22 protein-coding genes, 2 tRNA genes and 1 riboswitch are annotated in these 18,743 nt (G+C 72.0%); of the genes, 13 read left to right on the top strand and 11 right to left on the bottom strand.

Translation table 11 applies throughout. From position 1 onward, the window contains the following. The first annotated feature begins 2 nt into the window (after window positions 1–2). The 4 genes from DEI84_RS07325 (at window position 3) to DEI84_RS07310 (ending at window position 4,333) form a co-directional block, all read left to right on the top strand. Window positions 3–332, top strand: a complete 330-nt coding sequence (locus DEI84_RS07325) for a hypothetical protein (RefSeq protein ID WP_110824005.1) — start codon at window positions 3–5, stop codon at window positions 330–332. A 100-nt stretch (window positions 333–432) separates the two neighbouring features. Continuing rightward, window positions 433–544, top strand: a riboswitch (TPP riboswitch). Further along, window positions 539–1,180, top strand: coding sequence for an ECF transporter S component (locus DEI84_RS07320; protein WP_258371725.1), 642 nt, complete (start codon window positions 539–541; stop codon window positions 1,178–1,180). Its footprint overlaps the riboswitch before it by 6 nt. Beyond that, window positions 1,177–3,684: an ATP-binding cassette domain-containing protein gene (locus DEI84_RS07315; protein ID WP_181420377.1), complete on the top strand. Its 2,508-nt coding sequence runs from the start codon at window positions 1,177–1,179 to the stop codon at window positions 3,682–3,684. Before DEI84_RS07320 ends, DEI84_RS07315 begins: the two co-directional genes overlap by 4 nt. Continuing rightward, window positions 3,677–4,333, top strand: a complete 657-nt coding sequence (locus tag DEI84_RS07310) for an ATP-binding protein (RefSeq protein WP_258371723.1) — start codon at window positions 3,677–3,679, stop codon at window positions 4,331–4,333. The genes DEI84_RS07315 and DEI84_RS07310 overlap by 8 nt, the downstream gene beginning before the upstream one ends. 69 nt (window positions 4,334–4,402) lie before the next feature. Here the strand turns inward: DEI84_RS07310 and DEI84_RS07305 are convergent, their stop codons facing one another. From DEI84_RS07305 to DEI84_RS15640, 6 genes are all read right to left on the bottom strand, one after another. Continuing rightward, window positions 4,403–4,747 (bottom strand): metallopeptidase family protein, encoded by a 345-nt coding sequence (locus DEI84_RS07305; protein ID WP_110823752.1) that lies wholly within the window; start codon window positions 4,745–4,747, stop codon window positions 4,403–4,405. Window positions 4,748–4,786: 39 nt separating this feature from the next. Then, window positions 4,787–6,928: an acyltransferase family protein gene (locus DEI84_RS07300; protein ID WP_110890258.1), complete on the bottom strand. Its 2,142-nt coding sequence runs from the start codon at window positions 6,926–6,928 to the stop codon at window positions 4,787–4,789. 147 nt (window positions 6,929–7,075) lie between these two features. Next, window positions 7,076–7,148: transfer RNA gene (locus tag DEI84_RS07295), tRNA-His, on the bottom strand. Between the two features lie 73 nt (window positions 7,149–7,221). Beyond that, the gene (orn, locus tag DEI84_RS07290) at window positions 7,222–7,872 is read right to left on the bottom strand and encodes an oligoribonuclease (protein ID WP_110890257.1); all 651 of its coding nucleotides are present in this window, start codon (window positions 7,870–7,872) and stop codon (window positions 7,222–7,224) included. Between the two features lie 36 nt (window positions 7,873–7,908). After that, the gene (locus DEI84_RS07285) at window positions 7,909–9,150 is read right to left on the bottom strand and encodes an MFS transporter (protein ID WP_110890256.1); all 1,242 of its coding nucleotides are present in this window, start codon (window positions 9,148–9,150) and stop codon (window positions 7,909–7,911) included. After that, entirely contained in the window at window positions 9,147–9,581 is a 435-nt protein-coding gene (locus DEI84_RS15640; protein ID WP_181420376.1) for a MarR family winged helix-turn-helix transcriptional regulator, read from the bottom strand. The genes DEI84_RS07285 and DEI84_RS15640 overlap by 4 nt, the downstream gene beginning before the upstream one ends. Before the next feature lie 84 nt (window positions 9,582–9,665). Between DEI84_RS15640 and DEI84_RS15635 the strand changes: the two genes are divergently transcribed. The 4 genes from DEI84_RS15635 (at window position 9,666) to DEI84_RS07265 (ending at window position 11,198) form a co-directional block, all read left to right on the top strand. Then, window positions 9,666–9,956, top strand: a complete 291-nt coding sequence (locus tag DEI84_RS15635; RefSeq protein WP_110823756.1) for a hypothetical protein — start codon at window positions 9,666–9,668, stop codon at window positions 9,954–9,956. 146 nt (window positions 9,957–10,102) lie between these two features. Then, window positions 10,103–10,366: a thioredoxin family protein gene (locus tag DEI84_RS07275; RefSeq protein WP_110890254.1), complete on the top strand. Its 264-nt coding sequence runs from the start codon at window positions 10,103–10,105 to the stop codon at window positions 10,364–10,366. 184 nt (window positions 10,367–10,550) lie between these two features. Next, window positions 10,551–11,135 carry an AAA family ATPase gene (locus tag DEI84_RS07270; RefSeq protein ID WP_110890253.1) on the top strand — a complete coding sequence of 195 codons (585 nt, stop codon included), beginning with the start codon at window positions 10,551–10,553 and terminating at the stop codon, window positions 11,133–11,135. Further along, window positions 11,126–11,198 (top strand) — tRNA-Arg (locus DEI84_RS07265). Before DEI84_RS07270 ends, DEI84_RS07265 begins: the two co-directional genes overlap by 10 nt. A 57-nt stretch (window positions 11,199–11,255) precedes the next feature. On the opposite strand, the gene DEI84_RS07260 is transcribed toward DEI84_RS07265, so the two are convergent. Both DEI84_RS07260 and DEI84_RS07255 read right to left on the bottom strand, forming a co-directional pair. Next, entirely contained in the window at window positions 11,256–12,350 is a 1,095-nt protein-coding gene (locus DEI84_RS07260) for a hypothetical protein (protein WP_110890252.1), read from the bottom strand. Between the two features lie 92 nt (window positions 12,351–12,442). After that, a complete protein-coding gene (locus DEI84_RS07255) occupies window positions 12,443–12,709 on the bottom strand; it encodes a hypothetical protein (RefSeq protein ID WP_110890251.1) in 267 nt (88 codons plus the stop codon). Window positions 12,710–12,863: 154 nt separating this feature from the next. On the opposite strand from DEI84_RS07255, the gene msrA reads away from it, so the two are divergent. From msrA to DEI84_RS07230, 5 genes are all read left to right on the top strand, one after another. Continuing rightward, on the top strand, window positions 12,864–13,391 hold the full coding sequence (gene msrA, locus DEI84_RS07250) for a peptide-methionine (S)-S-oxide reductase MsrA (RefSeq protein ID WP_110823763.1): 528 nt from the start codon (window positions 12,864–12,866) through the stop codon (window positions 13,389–13,391). A gap of 37 nt (window positions 13,392–13,428) precedes the next feature. Further along, on the top strand, window positions 13,429–13,650 hold the full coding sequence (locus DEI84_RS07245) for a methyltransferase (protein WP_258365732.1): 222 nt from the start codon (window positions 13,429–13,431) through the stop codon (window positions 13,648–13,650). 136 nt (window positions 13,651–13,786) lie between these two features. Continuing rightward, window positions 13,787–14,437 (top strand): single-stranded DNA-binding protein, encoded by a 651-nt coding sequence (locus tag DEI84_RS07240; protein ID WP_110890250.1) that lies wholly within the window; start codon window positions 13,787–13,789, stop codon window positions 14,435–14,437. Window positions 14,438–14,551: 114 nt separating this feature from the next. Continuing rightward, window positions 14,552–16,237 (top strand): energy-dependent translational throttle protein EttA, encoded by a 1,686-nt coding sequence (gene ettA, locus DEI84_RS07235; protein ID WP_110823765.1) that lies wholly within the window; start codon window positions 14,552–14,554, stop codon window positions 16,235–16,237. Between the two features lie 5 nt (window positions 16,238–16,242). Further along, a complete protein-coding gene (locus tag DEI84_RS07230; RefSeq protein WP_110890249.1) occupies window positions 16,243–16,725 on the top strand; it encodes a thioesterase family protein in 483 nt (160 codons plus the stop codon). Window positions 16,726–16,790: 65 nt separating this feature from the next. On the opposite strand, the gene DEI84_RS07225 is transcribed toward DEI84_RS07230, so the two are convergent. From DEI84_RS07225 to DEI84_RS07215, 3 genes are all read right to left on the bottom strand, one after another. Continuing rightward, entirely contained in the window at window positions 16,791–17,651 is an 861-nt protein-coding gene (locus DEI84_RS07225) for an acyl-CoA thioesterase II (protein ID WP_110890248.1), read from the bottom strand. After that, window positions 17,648–18,055 (bottom strand): hypothetical protein, encoded by a 408-nt coding sequence (locus DEI84_RS07220; protein WP_110890247.1) that lies wholly within the window; start codon window positions 18,053–18,055, stop codon window positions 17,648–17,650. The genes DEI84_RS07225 and DEI84_RS07220 overlap by 4 nt, the downstream gene beginning before the upstream one ends. A 111-nt stretch (window positions 18,056–18,166) precedes the next feature. Then, a complete protein-coding gene (locus DEI84_RS07215) occupies window positions 18,167–18,634 on the bottom strand; it encodes an Hsp20/alpha crystallin family protein (protein WP_110823769.1) in 468 nt (155 codons plus the stop codon). Window positions 18,635–18,743: the final 109 nt, after the last annotated feature.

The raw sequence follows: 18,743 nt of genomic DNA, 5'->3' as shown, positions 1-18,743 counted from the left end.
CCATGACCAACATCGTCACGCAGATCGCAGACAAGGTGCGGCCCGTCGGCGTCGCCTCGAACTACGGCGACCCGGTGGACGTCGGGGACAGCACGCTGATCCCCGTCTCCGTCAACTGGTACGGCTTCGGCGGCGGCTCCGACGCCGACGAGGACGGCGCCGGTGGCGGTGGCGGCGGGGCCGTCTCGCTCCCCGTCGGCGCGTACGTCCGCCGTCCCGGCCAGGACCTCGCGTTCGAGCCGAACCTCATCTCGCTCCTCACCGTGAGCATCCCGGTCATCTGGGTCACGGGCAAGGTGCTCGCGAAGCTCATCCGCGCGCTGAAGAAGTGACGGACTGACCGGATCACGGACGGGAGGCACGGTGCGGACCCGCACCGTGCCTCCCGTCCGTCGCGGGTCGCGTCCCGCATCCACATCGCCACTACACTGGCGGGACACACACGGGAGTCCGGGTCCACCGGGCTGAGAGGGAGCGAACGGCGCTCCGACCGTCGAACCTGATCCGGATCATGCCGGCGCAGGGAGGAGTCCAGGTCATGCCTGCTGTCATGCAGTCTGCTGTCCCGTCCACCACGCCCACCCGCTCGCTGCGGTGGCGGGTCGTGGACATCGTCGTCGCGAGCGTCCTCGCCGTCGCGATCGGCGTCGTCTTCAAGCTGTGGGAGTTCGGCTACGAGCCGATCAGCGCCGCCAGTGCGCTCGTGCTCCCCGGCACCCAGTCGCTCTTCGGCGGGGTCTGGCTGCTCGCCGGTCCGATCGTCGCGATCGTCGTGCGCAAGCCGGGTGCGGCCCTGTACGCCGAGATGGTCGCGGCGTCGGTCGAGGCCCTGCTCGGCACGCAGTGGGGGTGGCTCACGCTCGAGGCCGGGCTCGTGCAGGGCCTCGGCGCCGAGCTCGTCCTCGCGTTCTTCCTGTACCGCGTGTACCGGCTGCCGGTCGTCGTCCTCGCCGGGGCCGCCGCGGGACTCGCGCTCGGCGTCAACGACTCACTGCTCTGGTACGCGGGGCTCGACGCCGGCTTCAAGGTCGTCTACGTGATCTGCGCCGTCATCTCCGGTGCCGTCATCGCCGGACTCGGCTCGTGGCTCATCGTCCGCGCCCTCGCCGCCACCGGCGTGCTCTCGTCGTTCGCCGCGGGCCGCGAGCACACCAAGCGTGCGGCTCGCGCCTCGGCGTGACGTCCGCACCGTCCGCCGCCGCCGGGCCCCTGTCCGACACCACGGCGTCCGCGGCACGGATCGCCTTCCGCGACTGGGGGTGGCGGTACGCGTCCCGTGAGCGGTGGGCCGTGCGCGGGGTGGACCTGACCGTCGAGCCCGGCGAACGCGTCGCGGTCGTCGGGCCCTCCGGTGCCGGCAAGTCCACCCTGCTCCGGGCCGTCGCGGCCGTGCTGCCCGACGAACCCGACCCGGACGACGACACCGCCGCCGCGGTCCAGGGCGAAGTGCTCGTCGACGGGGTCGCACCGGGCAGCGCCCGCGGGCGGGTCGGGCTCGTCATGCAGGACCCCGAGGCGCACACCGTGATGTCCCGGATCGGCGACGACGTGGCCTTCGGGTGCGAGAACACCGGGGTGCCGCCGGAGGAGATCTGGCCGCGGGTCCGCGCTGCGCTCGACGTCGTGGGACTCGACCTGCCGCTCGACCGGTCCACCACGGCGATGTCCGGCGGGCAGCGGCAGCGGCTGGCGCTCGCCGGGGTGCTCGCGATGCGCCCGGGCGCCCTCGTGCTCGACGAACCGTGCGCGAACCTCGACCCGGACGGGGTCGCGCAGGTGCACGACGCCGTCCGTGCCGTGCTCGACGAGACCGGCGCCACGCTCCTGGTCGTCGAACACCGGATCGGCACTTGGCTCGACCTGGTCGACCGCCTGGTGCTGCTCGAACCGGCCGGCGGCGTCGTGGCCGACGGGCCCCCCGCCGAGGTGCTCGCCGCACACGGACCGGCGCTCACCGCGGCCGGCGTCTGGGTGCCGGGCAGCGAACCCGCACCCGGCTCCGCACGACACCGTGCGGCCCAGAGCGCCACCGCGGACCGGCCGGGAGGGACGGATCGCCTCGTCGCATCGGCCCTCGGCACGGCGCGGGGCCGGGGACCCCGCATCGGCAGCAGCATCGACCTCTCCGTGCGTGCCGGGCAGGTCATCGCGGTCACCGGACCGAACGGCGTGGGCAAGTCCACGCTCGGCCTGACCCTCGGCGGGCTCCTCCGACCCGCCGCGGGCTCCGTGCACGCGACCGCGGCACTGCGGGGCGACGCGGCCGAGGACCCGTCGGCATGGTCGAGCCGCGAGCTCGCCGCCCGGATCGGCACCGTCTTCCAGGACCCCGAGCACCAGTTCATCGCCCGCACCGTCCGCGAGGAGCTCGCCGCCGGCCCGCGTGCCGTGGGACGGCCGGACGTCGATGCCCGGGTCGACCGGGTGCTCGCCGACTTCGACCTGGCGCACCTCGCCGACCAGCACCCGTTCACGCTGTCCGGTGGCGAGCAGCGCCGGCTCGCGATCGGGGCCGTCATCGCCGCCGAGCCGCCCGTGCTCGTGCTCGACGAACCGACGTCGGGACAGGACCGGGCGACGTGGCAGGCCGTGGTCGACCGGCTCGGCGAACTCGCCGACGGCGGGACCGCGGTCGTCGCCGTGACGCACGACCGTGACCTCGTGCGGGCGCTCGACGCGGTGGAGGTCGTCCTCGGGCCCGACGGCGTGCGCGCTGCGGTGGCGGACGAGCACGACGGACCGCCGCACGTGGCGCCGGCCGCGTCGGCCGCGACCGGATCGGCCGGCACCGGATCGGCCGCCCGGACCGACGCGGTCACGCCGGCCGCGTCGACCTGCTCGATGGACGCGCGCAGCAGCACGGGCCGCGAGCGCACCCGCGCGACGACCGCCGGGGCCGCGGCCGGACCGCCCGTGCGGGCCGAGCCTCCCGTCCGGCCCCGCGGGATCCGCGGTGTGCAGCCGGTGGCGTCGCTGCTCGGCGTCCTGGCGCTCGGCCTGTGCCTCGTGCTCAGCCTGGACGTCGTGTCCGCCGCGGTCGCGCTCGGACTCGAGGTGCTCCTGCTCCCGCTCCTGCGGATCCCGCCGCGGACGTTCCTGCTGCGGACCGCGCCGCTGCTCGCGGCGGTGCCGCTGACGGCCGTGAGCATCGCCCTGTACGGCCGGCCGTCCGGGCGCGAATGGTTCGACGTCGGCTTCGCGCACGTGACCGACGGATCGCTGACCCTCGCACTGGCGACCGCGCTGCGCGTGCTCGCGGTGGGGCTGCCGGCGATCGCGCTGTTCGTGCGGGTGGACCCGACCGACCTGGCCGACGGGCTCGCCCAGCTGCTCCGGTTGCCCGCGCGCTTCGTGCTCGGCGCGCTCGCGGCGATCCGGATGACGACCCTGCTCGGCGATGACTGGCGGCAGCTCGGCAACGCACGGCGGGCCCGGGGCGTGGCCGACACCGGGCGGCTGCGGCGCGGAGCGTCCATGGCGTTCGCGCTGCTCGTGCTGGCGCTCCGGCGGGCGACGACGCTCGCGGTGGCGATGGAGTCGCGCGGGTTCGGTGCGCCCGGACGGCGGACGTGGGCGCGGAGCGTCCGGTTCGCCGGACCGGAGTGGGCGATGGTCGGGGTGCTCGTCGGCATCGGCGCCGTCGCGGTCGCCGTGGCGGTGGCGGCGGGGACGTGGCGTGTCTGACGAGCTGACCGGTCACACGACCGACCCCGCGGCGGTCGTCGCCGACGTGGTGGCACGCATCCGCGTCGCGGTGGCGGGCGGGGTCGGCGGTGGTCTGGTCGGAGGCGGCGACGGGGGCGACGGTCGTGCTCCCGGTTCCGGTGGGGACGGCCTCGGTCCGGACGGTGACGGTGCCGACGGCCGTGGGCGGGTGGTGGTGCTCGTCGACGGGCGGTCGGGGACGGGCAAGACCACGCTCGGGAACGCCCTCGCGGTCGCACTCGGAGCGCAGGTGGTGCACCTCGACGACGTCTACCCCGGGTGGGACGGTCTGCGCGCGGCCGCGGACGCCGTCGTGACGGACGTGCTCGGCGCGCCGTCCGGGTACCGCTCGTGGGACTGGCAGGCGGATCGACCGGCCGCGTGGCGCACGGTCGACCCCGATGCACCACTCGTCATCGAGGGGTGCGGGGCGCTCTCGCGCGCATCCGCTCCGCTGGCCACCGTGCGGGTGTGGCTCGAGGCCGACGACGTCGTGCGGTGGGACCGGGCCATCGGTCGCGACGGCGCCACGTTCGAACGCGAGTGGGCGCGGTGGGCAGACCAGGAGGACGGGTTCATCCGAACGGAGCAGCCGGCAGCGCTCGCGGACGTGGTGCTGCGGACCTGACCGCGGGTGCGCATGTCCGCGGGGCCGTGGGGCCGCGGCCACGCGGGCGCTCCTCCGGGCCTCCGGGACCTACGCCCAACCGAGCTCGTGCAGCCGCTCGTCGTCGATGCCGTGGAAGTGGCCGATCTCGTGCACGAGCGTGGTGTGCACCTCGTCCTTGAGCTCGTCGAGGGTGTCGCACTCCGCCAGGTGCTGCTTCCGGAAGACGACGATCCGGTCGGGCAGCTCGCCGAAGCCGTACTGCCCACGCTCGGTCGCCGCGACGCCGTCGTACACGCCGAACAGGTCGGAGCCGTCTTCGGGTTCGTCCTCGACGACGAACACGACGTTGTCCAGGCCGTCGACCATCTCGTCCGGTAGCTGGTCGAGCTCGTCGGTCACGAGCTGCTCGAAGTCCTCGGGCGACATCTCCATCACGGGAGCGATCGTCGCACGGGGACCTGTGGGAGCCGATCAGCCGGGACCTGCTCCGGGCGCAGCGGAGGGGGCGCTCTCCGCGCCGTCCTCGTCGGTGCGGGCAGCAGCGCCCTCGCTGCCCGGGAGGACGCCCCGCTCGGACAGCAGGTGTTCCAGCGCCGGAGCTGCGTCCGCCGCTGCCTCCCGGGTCGCGTGGGTCCCGTCGAAGGTCACCGGATGCCCGTTGATGACCGCTGGACACGCGTTGGCGGAACACCAGACTGATCGTGTGTCGAGGTAGAGGTCGCCGTGTCGTCCAGCAGCTGCGCTGTCGGCTGCGATCGACGGGAGCCAGCGCGACAGGTCGGCGTTGCATGCGGACGGCCCCTGGACAGCGGTGGCACAGGCATCCCACGTCGGTGCCGGGATGTTGGGGGTCATCACGACGGCAGAGCCGATCACGGACCGTACGGCATCGATCTGCTGTTCGACGCCCTCCGCGCGTTCGCGTTCATCGAGTGCGCGGCGGTCGTCGCGCAACGGTCCGAGGACGTTGACGACCACGAGGACGTCCGGACGGACCTCGGCCACGCGACCGGGGAGTTCCTTCCGCTCCGGCGAGCAGTCGGTGTCGCCGTGTGCGATGTCCAGCGTCGTGAACGGGCACCCGTACCGAGCGGCGGCGACGAGCTTCCACTCCGATCCCGACTGCTCGGCGAGTCGGCGGAAGGCCGGCAGGAGGAACTCGCTCGTCGAGTCCCCGACCACCATCACGGTACGGGCCCCGTCACCGAACGTGCACTCGTCCACCGGGCGGAGATCACGTGGGTCGGAGCAGCGGAGGAGCTCCGCGGAAGCCGGGTCCGCCGCGAGACCGTCGAGGTACCCGCCGCCCCTGACGGTGTCGAGCGACGGTGTCAGGCCCTCCGGCCAGCGACGCAGCGCGAGCCCTGCCTCGACCGCTGCCGTGCGGGCAGCAGCCACCGGGTCCGGGCGCTCCTCGCCGTCGGATGCGCCGGTTCCCGGGGCGTCCGCCGCTGCGGCAGCCGGGACGTCGAGGGGCTGGTACCGCGTCACGGCAGCCGCTGTGAGGAGGACGGTCACGAGTGCCAAGGACAGGACCGTTGCGACGGGGTGACCCGGGCGCACCGTTCCGTGGTCGGGTTGGGTGGTTCTGCGGTCGGCGGGCGGGCGGCGCAACGGCCGTTCCACCAGCTCGTACGACAGGCACGCGGCGACGACGGCGACTGCGAGCGCCACGGCGGGGGGCCAGGGGAGGAACGTGGGGAGGAGCACCAGGACGGGCCAGTGCCAGAGGTAGAGGGAGTAACTCCGCCGACCCACCGCCGTCAGCGCGTCGGAGGACAGTGCGCGCGAGACGGCGTTGCGCCGGTGACGACCACCGAGGACGACCAGGGCGGCCCCGCAGGTCGGGAGGACACCGAGCGGGACCGGGACACCCATCGACGGTGTACCCGAGACGACCGCGACCGCGATCATCCCGCATCCGACGGCGGCGCAGACCGTGGCGACGCCGGCGCGGGGACGGCGCAGGACCGGTTCGAGCACCGCGAGCAGGACGCCGACGGCGAGTTGCCAGGCGCGTGTGGCCGTCGAGTAGAACGCGACGTCGGGTCCGTCGGGGAGCACGACGACCGCGAGGGTGATCGACGCGCACACGATCGCCACCAGTCCGACCACGACACTCGCTCGACCGCGGCGCCGGAGGAGGAGCAACAACAGGGGAGCGAGGACGTAGAACTGTTCCTCCACGCCCAGGGACCAGAGGTGCCGGAAGGGGCTGGGCTCGCCGGTGAGGTCGAAGTACCCGGACCGGGTCAGGACGAAGCGCCAGTTCGCGACGCCGAGGAGCCCGCTCAGGCCGTCGACGGCGACCGATCCGAGGCGCTCACCCCGCAGGGCCACCGCACTCGCGAGGAGGGTGACCCCGATGACGAGCACTGCTGACGGCGCGAGTCTCCTGACCCGACGACGAGCGAAACCGACGAGGTCGATCGTCCCCGTCCGGCGCAACTCGGCGCACAGCCCGCGCCCGACGACGAAACCCGAGATGACGAAGAACACGTCGACGCCCAGGAACCCACCGCTGGGCCACCCGAACGCGTGGTCCAGCAGGACCACCGCCACGGCGACGGCCCGCAGCCCTTGGACATCGGAGCGGAGGTCGGGAGAACGCATCTGGCCACCGTAACCAGACCGGCATGCGACCAGAGAACATTCCACATGTCGCACCTGATGGCCGCGCCGTGTCCCCGGTGCCGTCGACGGACGCCGCGCACCGGGAACAGAGAAGGCCCCCGTCGAGGACGGGGGCCTTCATCTCGGGGTGAGTAACGGGGCTTGAACCCGCGACCTCCTGGACCACAACCAGGCGCTCTACCAGCTGAGCTATACCCACCATGTGTCGGTCCGGCGAGCCGGAGCAACCACTCGATTGTAGTACATCGGAGCGCCTGCCCGGACCACGATCGCTACTCGGCGGGTGCCGGGCTCGGCTGCGCGGTCAGGCGGGGCTCCCACTTCGCCACGACCTCGGCGGCGATGGCCTTGACGTCGTCGCTCGCCGGCCCGGGCTCCGGTGTGAAGCCGGCACGGCGGTAGTACTCGAGCTCGCGGATCGACTCGAGGATGTCCGCGAGGGCACGGTGCCCGCCGTGCTTCGCCGGGGAGTTGAAGTACACGCGTGGGAACCAGCGACGGCAGAGCTCCTTGATGCTCGACACGTCCACGCTCCGGTAGTGCAGGTGGCTGTCGATGCGGGGCATGTACTTCGCCAGGAACGCGCGGTCGGTGCCGATCGTGTTGCCGGCCAGGGGCGCGGTGCCCTCGGCCGGGACGTGGGCGAGGATGTACTCGAGCACCTGGTACTCGGCGTCGGCCAGGGACACCCCGTTCGGGATCTCCTCGATCAGGCCGGAGGTCGTGTGCATGTTCGTCACGAATTCGTTCATGTTGTCCAGGGCCGACTGGTCCGGCTTGATCACGATGTCGAACCCGGGGTGCACCGGGTTGAGGTCGAAGTCCGTGACGACGACCGCGACCTCGACGAGCTCGTCGACGGCGACGTCGAGTCCCGTCATCTCACAGTCGATCCAGACGAGACGGTCATTCCCTGCAGACATGCCCCGATCCTACTTCCGTGCTCCGACGCCCCGGGACTAGGCCATCTCGCCGGCCGAGATCGCCTCGGCTTCGACGCGCTCGGGCTCGGCCGCGTCGTCCACGCGGCGCAGTACCTTCGTGGTGAGCACGACGACCAGGAACGCGATCGCCACGGACACACCGGCGAAGACGTAGGCGGCACTCGGCGAGTACGCGTCGGCGAGCAGCGTCGCGACGGGCGGTGCGATCGCGCCGCCGATGAAGCGGACGGCGGAGTAGGCGCTGGACGCGACGGAGCGGGGCAGGTCGGTCGCCTCCATGACGCACTCCGTCAGGACGGTGTTGAGGACGCCGAGGACGAGCCCGCCGATCACGACGCAGACGATGAGCCCGGCCTGCGACCGCACGAGGACGGCCGCGGCGAACAGGTCGAGCGCGAGCAGCGGCAGCGCGAGCTTGAGGACGCTCGTGCGGCGCATGCGCGCGGTGAGCATCGGGGCGACCCACACCGAGGTGATCGCGAGCCCGACACCCCAGCCGAAGAACGTGAACCCGATGCCGAGCGCCCCGAACCCGAGGGGGAACGGCGTGTAGGCGAGGAGCACGAAGAAGCCGATGTTGTAGAACAGCGCGGTCGCGGCGAGGGCTGCGAGTGCGGGGCGGCCGAGGGCGCGGAACGGGGCGGAGAGCTTCGTCGGGGTCGGCTTCTCGAGCATCCCGGGCTTCAGCAGAACGAGGATGGCGATGAACGCGACGGCCATCAGCGTGGTCACGCCGAAGAACGGCCCGCGCCAGCTGACTGAACCGAGCAGGCCGCCGACGAGCGGGCCGACCGCGATGCCGAGACCGAGCGCGGCCTCGTACAGGATGATCGCGGAGGCGGTGCCACCGGCGGCGGCACCGACGATCGTGGCGAGCGCGGTGGAGATGAACAGGGCGTTCCCGAGGCCCCATCCGGCGCGGAAGCCGATGATCGTCCAGACGTCGTTCGACACGGCGGCGAGCACCGAGAAGAGCACGATGAGGGCGAGCCCGGTCATCAGGGTCTTCTTCGCCCCGATCCGGCTCGACACCCAGCTGGTGAAGAACATCGCGACGCCGGTCACGGCGAGGTAGCTCGTGAAGAGCAACTCGGTCTGCGCTGGGGTGGCGCGCAGGGACTCGGCGATCGCGGGGAGGATCGGGTCGACGAGGCCGATGCCCATGAAGGCGACGACGCACGCGAAGGCGATGGCCCACACCGCCGAGGACTGCTTGAGGATCGAGCCGGACTGCCCGGCGGGTGCGTGCGCGTTCACGCGGTGGTCTCCGTTCTGGCCCTCGCTGCGATGAGGGCCGATGCGTGGTGCAGGACGTCCCAGTCGTCGTCGCCCAGGTCCTCGAAGAGGGGGCCGACGGTGCTGGTGAGGGCGGCTCGCCAGGCGACGAGTCGCTCGCGGCCGGCGTCGGTGATCTGGATGAGCTGCCCGCGGGAGTCGTCGGGGTCGACGGTCCGGGCGGTCAGCCCGTCGGCGGTCATGCCGGCAACCAGGCGGGTCATGGTCGGCTGGGACACCCGCGACACCGTGGCGAGTTCGCCGAGCCGGAGGGCTTCCTCGGTCTCGAGGATGCCGAGCGTCCGCCAGACGGCGGTGGACGTGGTGTGACCCGTGGCCTGGAGTGCCGACCGGATGAGCCGGTTGACCGAGACGAGGAGCGTCTCGAGCGTCTCGTCCCGATTTGGTTTCACCGTGAAACTGTATAGCAGGGCTATGGATCTGGCAACCGCGTCCGTGCTGGACCGTGCCACCTCCGGCGCTGGTAGAAGGGATGCATGAGCGACATCACGATCCACGAGGGCGACGAGTTCACCGCCATCTTCCACGGGGGCCCGTTCGACGGGACCACGGACACCCGCACGGCCACGAGCGACGCGCTGGACGACGAGGTGACGGTGTTCGCGGACGTCGAGGGCCTCCAGACCGCCTTCACCTACAAGTCCACGGGCTCGCGCCAGGTGCTCGACCAGATCTCGGTCGACTACACCTTCGCGCCCGACGAGTCCGACCCGGTCGACGACCTGCAGGACCGCGGCGACCGCAGCGGCGAGTTCGACCGCGAGTAGCGGTCGTCAGCAGCCCCGGTCGTCCGCGACGGCCGGGGCTGCGTGCTGCCGGGGCCGGCGGCGGTCCGCCCGCCGGTCCCGGTCCCGGTCCCGGTCCGACCGGTGGATCGGGAGTGCACCAGAGCCGTCGAACGTTGGAGGCCGTCATGCAGGTCGATCTCTGGACGTCCGCGTTCTGCGCGCCGTGCGCCGCCGCCCGACGCGTGGTCGGCGACGCCGCCCGACTCGTGCCGGGGCTCGCCGTCACCGAACGGGACGCCGCCGCCGAGCCCGACGTCGTCGAGGAGCTCGGCATCCGCTCCACGCCCACCGTCGTCGTCCGACGGGACGACGGCACCGAGGTCTTCCGGTCAGCGGGCGTCCCGTCCCGCGACCAGTTCCTCGTCGCGGTGGCGAAGGCGCTCGACTGACACCGGCCGCACCCCGGTGACGACCGGCTCCACCGGGCGCCGCAGCGCCCGGAGTGCCCGCCGGCGGAGCCCTCTCACCGCGCGGACGGGTGTCCCGATCGACATCGCCACGGCGCGACACCACGTCGGGGCCGGCACCGCGGATCGCCGGGGCCGGGCTCGACACCTCGTCTATCGTCGAGGGATGCTCGGTGCCGACGACGTCCTCGACCCGCCGCCTCGACGCGTCCTCGTGGCGGGGACCGCAGGCGTCGGCAAGACCACCACCGCCCGACGCATCGCGCAGGCCGTCGGTGCTCCACACACCGAGATCGACGCGCTGTACCACGGGCCCGGGTGGACGGTCCGGCCGACCTTCGCGCAGGACGTCGACGCGTTCACGGCCGCACCGGCATGGATCACCGAGTGGCAGTACCGGTCGGTGCGGGCGCTCCTCGTCGACCGAGCGGACACCCTGGTGTGGCTGGACCTCCCGAAGCCGGTGGCGTTCTGGCGACTGCTCCGGAGGACCGTCCGACGACGGCTCCGGCGCATCGAGCTGTGGAACGGGAACGTCGAGCCGCCGTTGTGGACGGTCGTCACCCGGCGCGAGCACATCCTCCGGTGGGGGATCGCGACCCGGAACGAGACCCGCAAGCGGGTGGCGGCGCTCGCCGACTCGACTCCACACCTCCGCGTCGTGCGGCTGCGCTCACAGCGGGACGTCGAGCGGTTCGTCCACCGCCTGCTGGCCGGCACCGAATATGATCGTCGGCGTCCGCCTCCGTAGCTCAGTGGATAGAGCAGGTGGTTTCTACCCACCGTGCCGCGGGTTCGATTCCTGCCGGGGGCACCGACGACGAAGGCCGCCACCCCGTCCGGGTGGCGGCCTCCGTCATGCTGTCACGGGTCAGTCCTCGTCGGTGTCCGCGCGTCGACGCAGTTCGCTCGCACTGACCGGGTTCGCGTACGACGCCCCCGGCCCGGCGTCGGCACGGTCGCCCTGGGTACCAGCACCCTGGTCCTCACGATCGCCGGCCGGGGCGCGGTCGTCGCGAGCGGCGGGCAGGTCGTTCCGTGCGGGCTGCTCGTCCCGCTGCTCGTCCCGCAGGACGGTGGAGCGGTCGGCGGACCCGGGGCGGCCCGCGGCGTCGATACGGACGTCGTCGACCACGTCGTCGTTGTCCGCATCGCGGGAAGCCGACCACCCGGGCGTCGTGGCGGCCGGTGCCGGGGTGGCGGCCCGGAACGCGGGGGAGCCGAGCGACGGGCGGATCGGGGTCGTCTCGCCGTCGGAGTAGGGCCGGGTGACGTTGTCCGAGATCGGCACGGTCGCGTCCTGGCCGGTCGCCGGGGCGGAGGCGGCGGGGGCCGACGGGGTCACGCTGGGCTGTGCCGGGCGGAGGGACGTCGTCGTCGGCGTGGGTGCCGGCTCGGGAGCCCGGGAGGAATCGACCTTGTCCGCGTTCCACTCCTGCTGCCGCTTGATGAGGTCGGCGTCCGGGTCGGGTGTGTCGAACTTCCACCGCTCCAGGTCGCTCTTGAAGAGCTTGCGTGTCCGGTTGGGGCGTGCCTGCCACTCGAGCATCCGGTCGCGGAACTCGGCGAGGGCGTTGTCCGCGTGCGAGGTGAAGGTCGAGGAGTTCTTCTTGATGTCGGCGATCTCGTGCTTCGCCCAGTCCGCGGCGACCGGTGCTCCGGCGATCGGGAGCAAGCGCAGGCGGATGTCGGCGTCCTCGGCCAGGTGATCCGCGTAGGCGCGCTCGTCGTGACCGAGCGACCCCCAGCTGGCTGCCTTCCGCGCCGCCGAGACGAGGCCGGCGACGGCCGCGTTCCTGGCCTCGCGCTCCTGGTGGGCCACGACGCGCTTGGCGGCTCCGCGGCCGATCAGCGCCGCGATGACGCCCGCCACGATGATCGCGACGAAGGGGATGACCGCCCCCGACAGCACGCGCCAGCCCGTGTCGGACGAGGTCCAGTCGATCAGGTCGTTCCACCACTGCATGCGCGTACCGTACTTCCGGATCGGTCAGGTCCCGGGGACGACAGGCGGACGGGGCGGACATCCGCTCCACCCGGTGCCGCCGTGCGCGACCGTCACCAGCGGAGGGTGTCGACCGCGTCCTCGGCGTTCCACACGTTCGGGAGCTCGACGAACCGTCGCTCTGCAGCCACGTAGCGACGTGCGCGGTAGGCGGTGCCGCCGGCCACGTCGACGCGGTCGACGTAGCCCACGATCTCCCCGTTCGCCCGCGTGACGCGGCTCAGGTCGTCACGGACGTCGAGGATGCGGAGGGCGCCTCGCGACCGCGCCGTCGGGCGGGGCGAGTGGATGCTGAGCCGGGCGTCCGTAGTGGACTGCATGTGGGCCTCCTGGTCGTGTGATCTGGGATGACCGTACGACCGACCACCGACACGCCGGAGGCGCCGGAACAGGGTGGGGAACACCGCCGAGCGCCGCCGTGTTGTGGAGGACAGTCCAGTACCGCGCTCTCCGGAGCCAGGAAGGTAGGTCCCCATGACCACGTTCGTCCTCGCCGGTGGTTGCTTCTGGTGTCTCGACGCCGTCTACCGCACGCTCCAGGGCGTGCAGGACGTCGTGTCCGGGTACACCGGCGGCAGCGACCCGCACCCGACCTACGAGCAGGTGTGCACCGGCACCACCGGCCACGCCGAGGCGGTCGCCGTCACCTTCGACGAGTCGGTCCTCCCGGCGGACGTCGTCCTCGACGTCTTCTTCACCCTCCACGACCCGCGGCAGCTGAACCGTCAGGGAGCCGACGTCGGCACGCAGTACCGCTCCGCGATGTTCCCGGCGGACGACGAGCAGCGTGCGCTGTTCGAGCGGGCGATCGAACGCGCGTCCGACATCTGGGACGGCGGGGTCGTCACGACGCTCGAGCCGCTCGGGGCGTTCCACCGCGCCGAGGAGTACCACCAGGACTTCTTCGCGAAGAACCCGGGTCAGGGCTACTGCCTCGCCGTCGCGCTGCCCAAGGTGAACAAGGTGCGCAAGGCGTACGGTCAGTACATCCTGGCGTCCTGACGGAGGGGCGCCGGGGCCACGAGGAGGTGGTCGGACGATGACGAACGACACGATGCCGGACACGACGACGGAGACCTGGGTGGCCGTCGGTCCGGCCGGTGCGGTGGGCACGATCCACCGCGCGGCGGACGGGTTCCGGGTCGAGCTCTACGGACGACGCGGTCCGGGCGGGACGTACCCGTCGCTCCAGTCGGCCAAGGGCGCGGTCCACAAGGCGATGGGTCCGCTCGCGGACCGGCCCGAGTTCCACGCGCACTGACCGAGGGGCCGCTGACGCGGCTCCCGACCGGGAGGCCCGGATCACCTTCCCTCCACAGGGACCGTGATCCGGGCCTCGCGTCCACAGTTCGACGACGCGCCACGGTCGGAGCGGCGCCCCGATCGACGATCGGTGCATGAACGACACGATCACGGTCTGCGGCATCATCGCCACCGAACCCCGACACCTCGTCACCGAGACGGGTGTCGCCATCACGAGCATGCGTCTCGCCTCGCCGTCGCGCCGCTGGGACCGCAGGACGTCCAGCTGGGTCAACGGCCCCACGAACTGGTACACGGTCACGGCGTTCCGGTCGCTCGCGGCCAACGTGCACAAGTCCGTGAAGAAGGGCGACCGCATCGTCGTCACCGGACGCGTCCGGATCCGGAACTGGGAGCGCGACGGGCGGGGCGGCACCTCCGTCGAGATCGACGCCGACGCGCTCGGCCACGACCTCGCCTGGGGCATCAGCAACTGGATCCGCGTCCCGCGCCACGTCGGCGATGTGCAGACCACCACCGCACCGGGCCCGGACGTCGACCCCCGGACGGGCGAGGTCGGCCCGGACGACCCCGACGCGGACCTGCACGACGCCGACCCGGTCGCGCACGCGACCGAGTCCGTCGAGCACGTGCGCGGACACGGCGACCACGGTGACGACGTGCTCGCCGGACCCCTCGAGGACGCGTCGTACGACGCCGGAGCGGTCGGCGTGCACGACACCGTGGCGCGCGGCGACGGCCCCGTGTCTCCCGACGAGCTGTTCCCGGGGCAGGAGCCCGGATGACGCCGCGACCGTCGCCACGGCGTCCCGGGCACCACCGACCGCGACGACACCGACCGCGACGACACCGCGAGCGGGGCAGCGCTGGCCGCGTCGGATCGGTAGACTCGCTCCGATATGGCTGAGTACATCTACCAGATGGTCCGCGCCCGCAAGGCGGTCGGCGACAAGCTGATCCTCGATGACGTCACGATGTCGTTCCTCCCCGGCGCCAAGATCGGCGTCGTCGGACCGAACGGTGCGGGCAAGTCGACGATCCTGAAGATCATGGCGGGGCTCGACCAGCCGTCCAACGGCGAGGCCAAGCTGACCCCGGGCTTCACCGTCGGGATCCTCATGCAGGAGCCCGAACTCGACGAGACCAAGACGGTGCTCGAGAACGTGCAGGAGGGTGTCGGGGAGATCCACGGCAAGCTCGCGCGCTTCAACGAGATCTCGGCCGCGATGGCCGAGCCCGACGCGGACTTCGACGCGCTCCTCGCCGAGATGGGCACGCTGCAGGAGGAGATCGACGCGGCCGACGCGTGGGACCTCGACTCGCAGCTCGAGCAGGCGATGGCCGCGCTCCAGTGCCCCCCGGGGGACGAGCTCGTCACGCACCTGTCCGGTGGTGAGAAGCGCCGTGTCGCGCTCTGCAAGCTCCTGCTCCAGAAGCCCGACCTGCTCCTGCTCGACGAGCCCACCAACCACCTCGACGCCGAGAGCGTGCAGTGGCTCGAGCAGCACCTGCAGCAGTACCACGGTGCGGTCCTCGCCGTGACCCACGACCGGTACTTCCTCGACCACGTCGCGCAGTGGATCGCCGAGGTCGACCGCGGCCGGCTCTACCCGTACGAGGGCAACTACTCGACCTACCTCGAGAAGAAGCGCGCCCGTCTCGAGGTCCAGGGCAAGAAGGACGCCAAGCTCGCCAAGCGCCTGTCGTCCGAGCTCGACTGGGTCCGCAGCAACGCGAAGGGCCGCCAGGCGAAGTCCAAGGCGCGTCTGGCCCGCTACGAGGAGATGGTCAACGAGGCCGAGCGCACGCGCAAGCTCGACTTCGAGGAGATCGTGATCCCCGTCGGTCCGCGCCTCGGGTCCCAGGTCATCGACGCCGAGCACCTCCACAAGCAGTTCGGTGAGCGCGTCATCATCGGCGACCTGTCGTTCACGCTGCCGCGGAACGGCATCGTCGGGGTCATCGGCCCGAACGGCGTCGGCAAGACCACGCTGTTCAAGACGATCGTCGGGCTCGAGCCCCTCGACGGCGGCCAGCTCAAGATCGGCGAGACGGTCGACATCTCCTACGTCGACCAGAGCCGCGGTGGCATCGACCCGAACAAGAACCTGTGGGAGGTCGTGTCCGACGGCCTCGACTACATCCAGGTCGGCAAGACCGAGATCCCGTCGCGCGCCTACGTGTCGCAGTTCGGGTTCAAGGGCCCGGACCAGCAGAAGCGTGCGGGCATCCTGTCCGGCGGTGAGCGCAACCGTCTGAACCTCGCGCTGACGCTCAAGCAGGGCGGCAACCTGCTGCTCCTCGACGAGCCCACGAACGACCTGGACGTCGAGACCCTCGGCAGCCTCGAGAACGCCCTCCTCGAATACCCCGGTTGTGCCGTGGTCATCACGCACGACCGGTGGTTCCTCGACCGCATCGCGACGCACATCCTCGCGTGGGAGGGCCTGAACGAGGACGGCACGCCGATCTGGTACTGGTTCGAGGGCAACTTCGAGGCCTACGAGGAGAACAAGGTCGAGCGCCTCGGGGCCGACGCCGCGAAGCCCGGCCGCGCGACGTACCGCAAGCTCACGCGGGACTAGTCCCCGTGGCGAGACTGCACGCGCCGGTCCGCATCCGCTGGAGCGACATCGACGCCTACGGGCACGTCAACAACTCGGCGATGCTCCGGCTGCTCGAGGAAGCGCGCGTGCTGGCGTTCTGGGCGCCGGACCCCGACGAGGTCGACGAGTCGGGGTCCGCGCCGGAACCCGTGATCGACGGGCGGCCGGGCTCCGGGACGATGACGGTCATCGCTGCGCAGCGGCTCGAGTACCTCGCGTCGACGCCGTACTTCCGTCGGCCGCTCGACATCCAGCTGTGGATCGGGCGGATCGGCGGGGCCAGCCTGGACATCTCGTACGAGGTCTGGTCGCCCGTCGGACACGAGCCGGCGGAGCTGTACACGCGCGCCACCACGGCGCTCGTCCTCGTGGACGCGACGACCAACCGACCGCGACGGCTCACCGAAGCCGAGCGGGCGGCGTGCCAGCCGTACATCGAGCCGGCCGTGCAGTTCTCCAGGCCGTGACCCCGGTCCGGCGCTGACCGCTCCGCTGCACCAGAACAGGCCCCGCTCGTCGAGCGGGGCCTGTTTCACGCGACGGGGAGGCGCATCATGCCCTCCTGCGCGACGGTCGCCAGCAGCCGGCCGTCGCGGGAGAACATGCGACCGAGCGCCAGCCCCCGACCGCCCTGGGCGCTCGGCGACTCCTGCGCGTAGAGGACCCAGTCGTCCGCCCGGCCGTCGCGGTGCCACCACATCGCGTGGTCGAGGCTCGCGAGCTTCACGCCCGGGGTGCCCCACGCGACGCCGTGCCGACGCATGATCGGTTCGAGGAGGGACAGGTCGCTCGCGTAGGCCAGGACCGCGCGGTGCAGAGCGGGGTCGTCGGGGAGGTCGCCCTCGACCCGGAACCAGACCGCCTGGTGCGCGACGCGGGCGCCCTGCACGTCGAAGTAGACCGGACCGTCGACGTGCCGCAGGTCGATCGACCGCTCTGCCCAGGCCTGCGCCGTGGGGTGGTCGACCGCGCCCAGCACCGACGCCGCCGACGGGAGCGACTCCGGGTCGGGGACGTCCACCGGGAACGGGTCCTGGTGCTCCGCTCCGGCGTCCGGCACCTGGAAGGACGCGATCATCGAGAAGATCGGGAGACCGTTCTGGTACGCCTGCGCCCGTCGGGTCGCGAACGAGCGGCCGTCGTGGATGCGCTCCACACCGAAGGTGATCGGGACGTCGATCGCACCGGGGCGCAGGAAGTAGCCGTGGACGGAGTGGATGTCCCGGCCCTCGATGGTGGCCTGCGCCGCGACGATGCACTGCGCGAGCACCTGGCCGCCGAAGACCCGTCCTCCGGGGGACCAGTGGCTGGCACCGGTCAGGATCGTCTCCCGGGTGCTCGCTCCGGTGTCCTCGAGTCGCAGGGTCGTGAGGAAGTCGGGTTCGCGGATCACACCGCCAGTCTACGAACGGGTCCCGGTGTGGCCGAGGAGGGCGCGGGCGCACCCATCGCGACACCGTGGGCGCCGACGCCCGACGGGGCCTGGTCCTCCTGCTCGGTGGCGTCGTCCGCGACGTCCCCGGAGACCGCCACCTGCGGGTCGACGAGATTCGCCGCCGTCGGGGACGTCCGGAGCAGACTCCACGCCGCCACGGCGACGAGCGCTCCACCCACGCTGGCCACCCACGGGGTGAGCGCACGGGACCAGAGGTCGGGCGCGACGAGCCAGACGAGGTGGTTGGCGACGACCGAACCCGTTCCACCGAGGAACAGGGCGAGACGAGGACGGAGGCTCGGGCCGGCCAGCAGCCCGGTGACGACGAGGACCGAGAGCAGTGCGTTGACGAGGTGTGTCATGGGCGGGACAGGAGGAGACGAGACGGGCGGGAACGACGGCTGTGCCATCGGGAGGCGGGGCGACGGGCCGACCCGCTGCGGGTCGGCCCGTCGCCCTCGGGGTGCGTCGGCTCAGCTGCCGGAGCCACCCTGACCGACCGCGAGCGGCTGCGCGCCGGCCGCGGAACCGGTGTCGGCACCGCTCGTGCTGACGGCGATCTTCCGGGGCTTCGACGACTCCTGCACGGGGATCGTGACGCTCAGCACGCCGTTGTCGTAGTGCGCGGCGATCCGCTCGACGTCGAGGCCGTCGCCGAGGGTGAGCTGACGGACGAACGAGCCGGGCTGGCGTTCCCGCGTGAGCCACTGCGCGCCGTCGGGTGCCCCGAGGGTGCGCTCAGCCCTGATGGTGAGGACCGATCCGTCGACGTCGATGTCGACCGATCCCGGATCGACTCCGGGCAGGTCGACGTCCATCACGTAGTGGTCGCCGGCGCGGTAGAGGTCCATCGGCATCGAGCGGGGCCCGGCTGCTGCTCCGCTGAGGAGGGATCCGGCGAGACGGTCCAGCTCGCGGAACGGATCGAAGGTCATGGCCATCTGAATCAACTCCTTCACTGAGTGCTTCGCGGTTGAGTCGCCGTGACTCAACTGCCATCCGTTCTAGCACTCGAACCCGAAGAGTGCCAAGAGTGGGCTCAGAGCTCGC

This window comes from Curtobacterium sp. MCBD17_023, assembly GCF_003224415.1.
Taxonomy (GTDB): domain Bacteria; phylum Actinomycetota; class Actinomycetes; order Actinomycetales; family Microbacteriaceae; genus Curtobacterium.
This window is presented reverse-complemented; position numbering and strand designations above follow the sequence as displayed.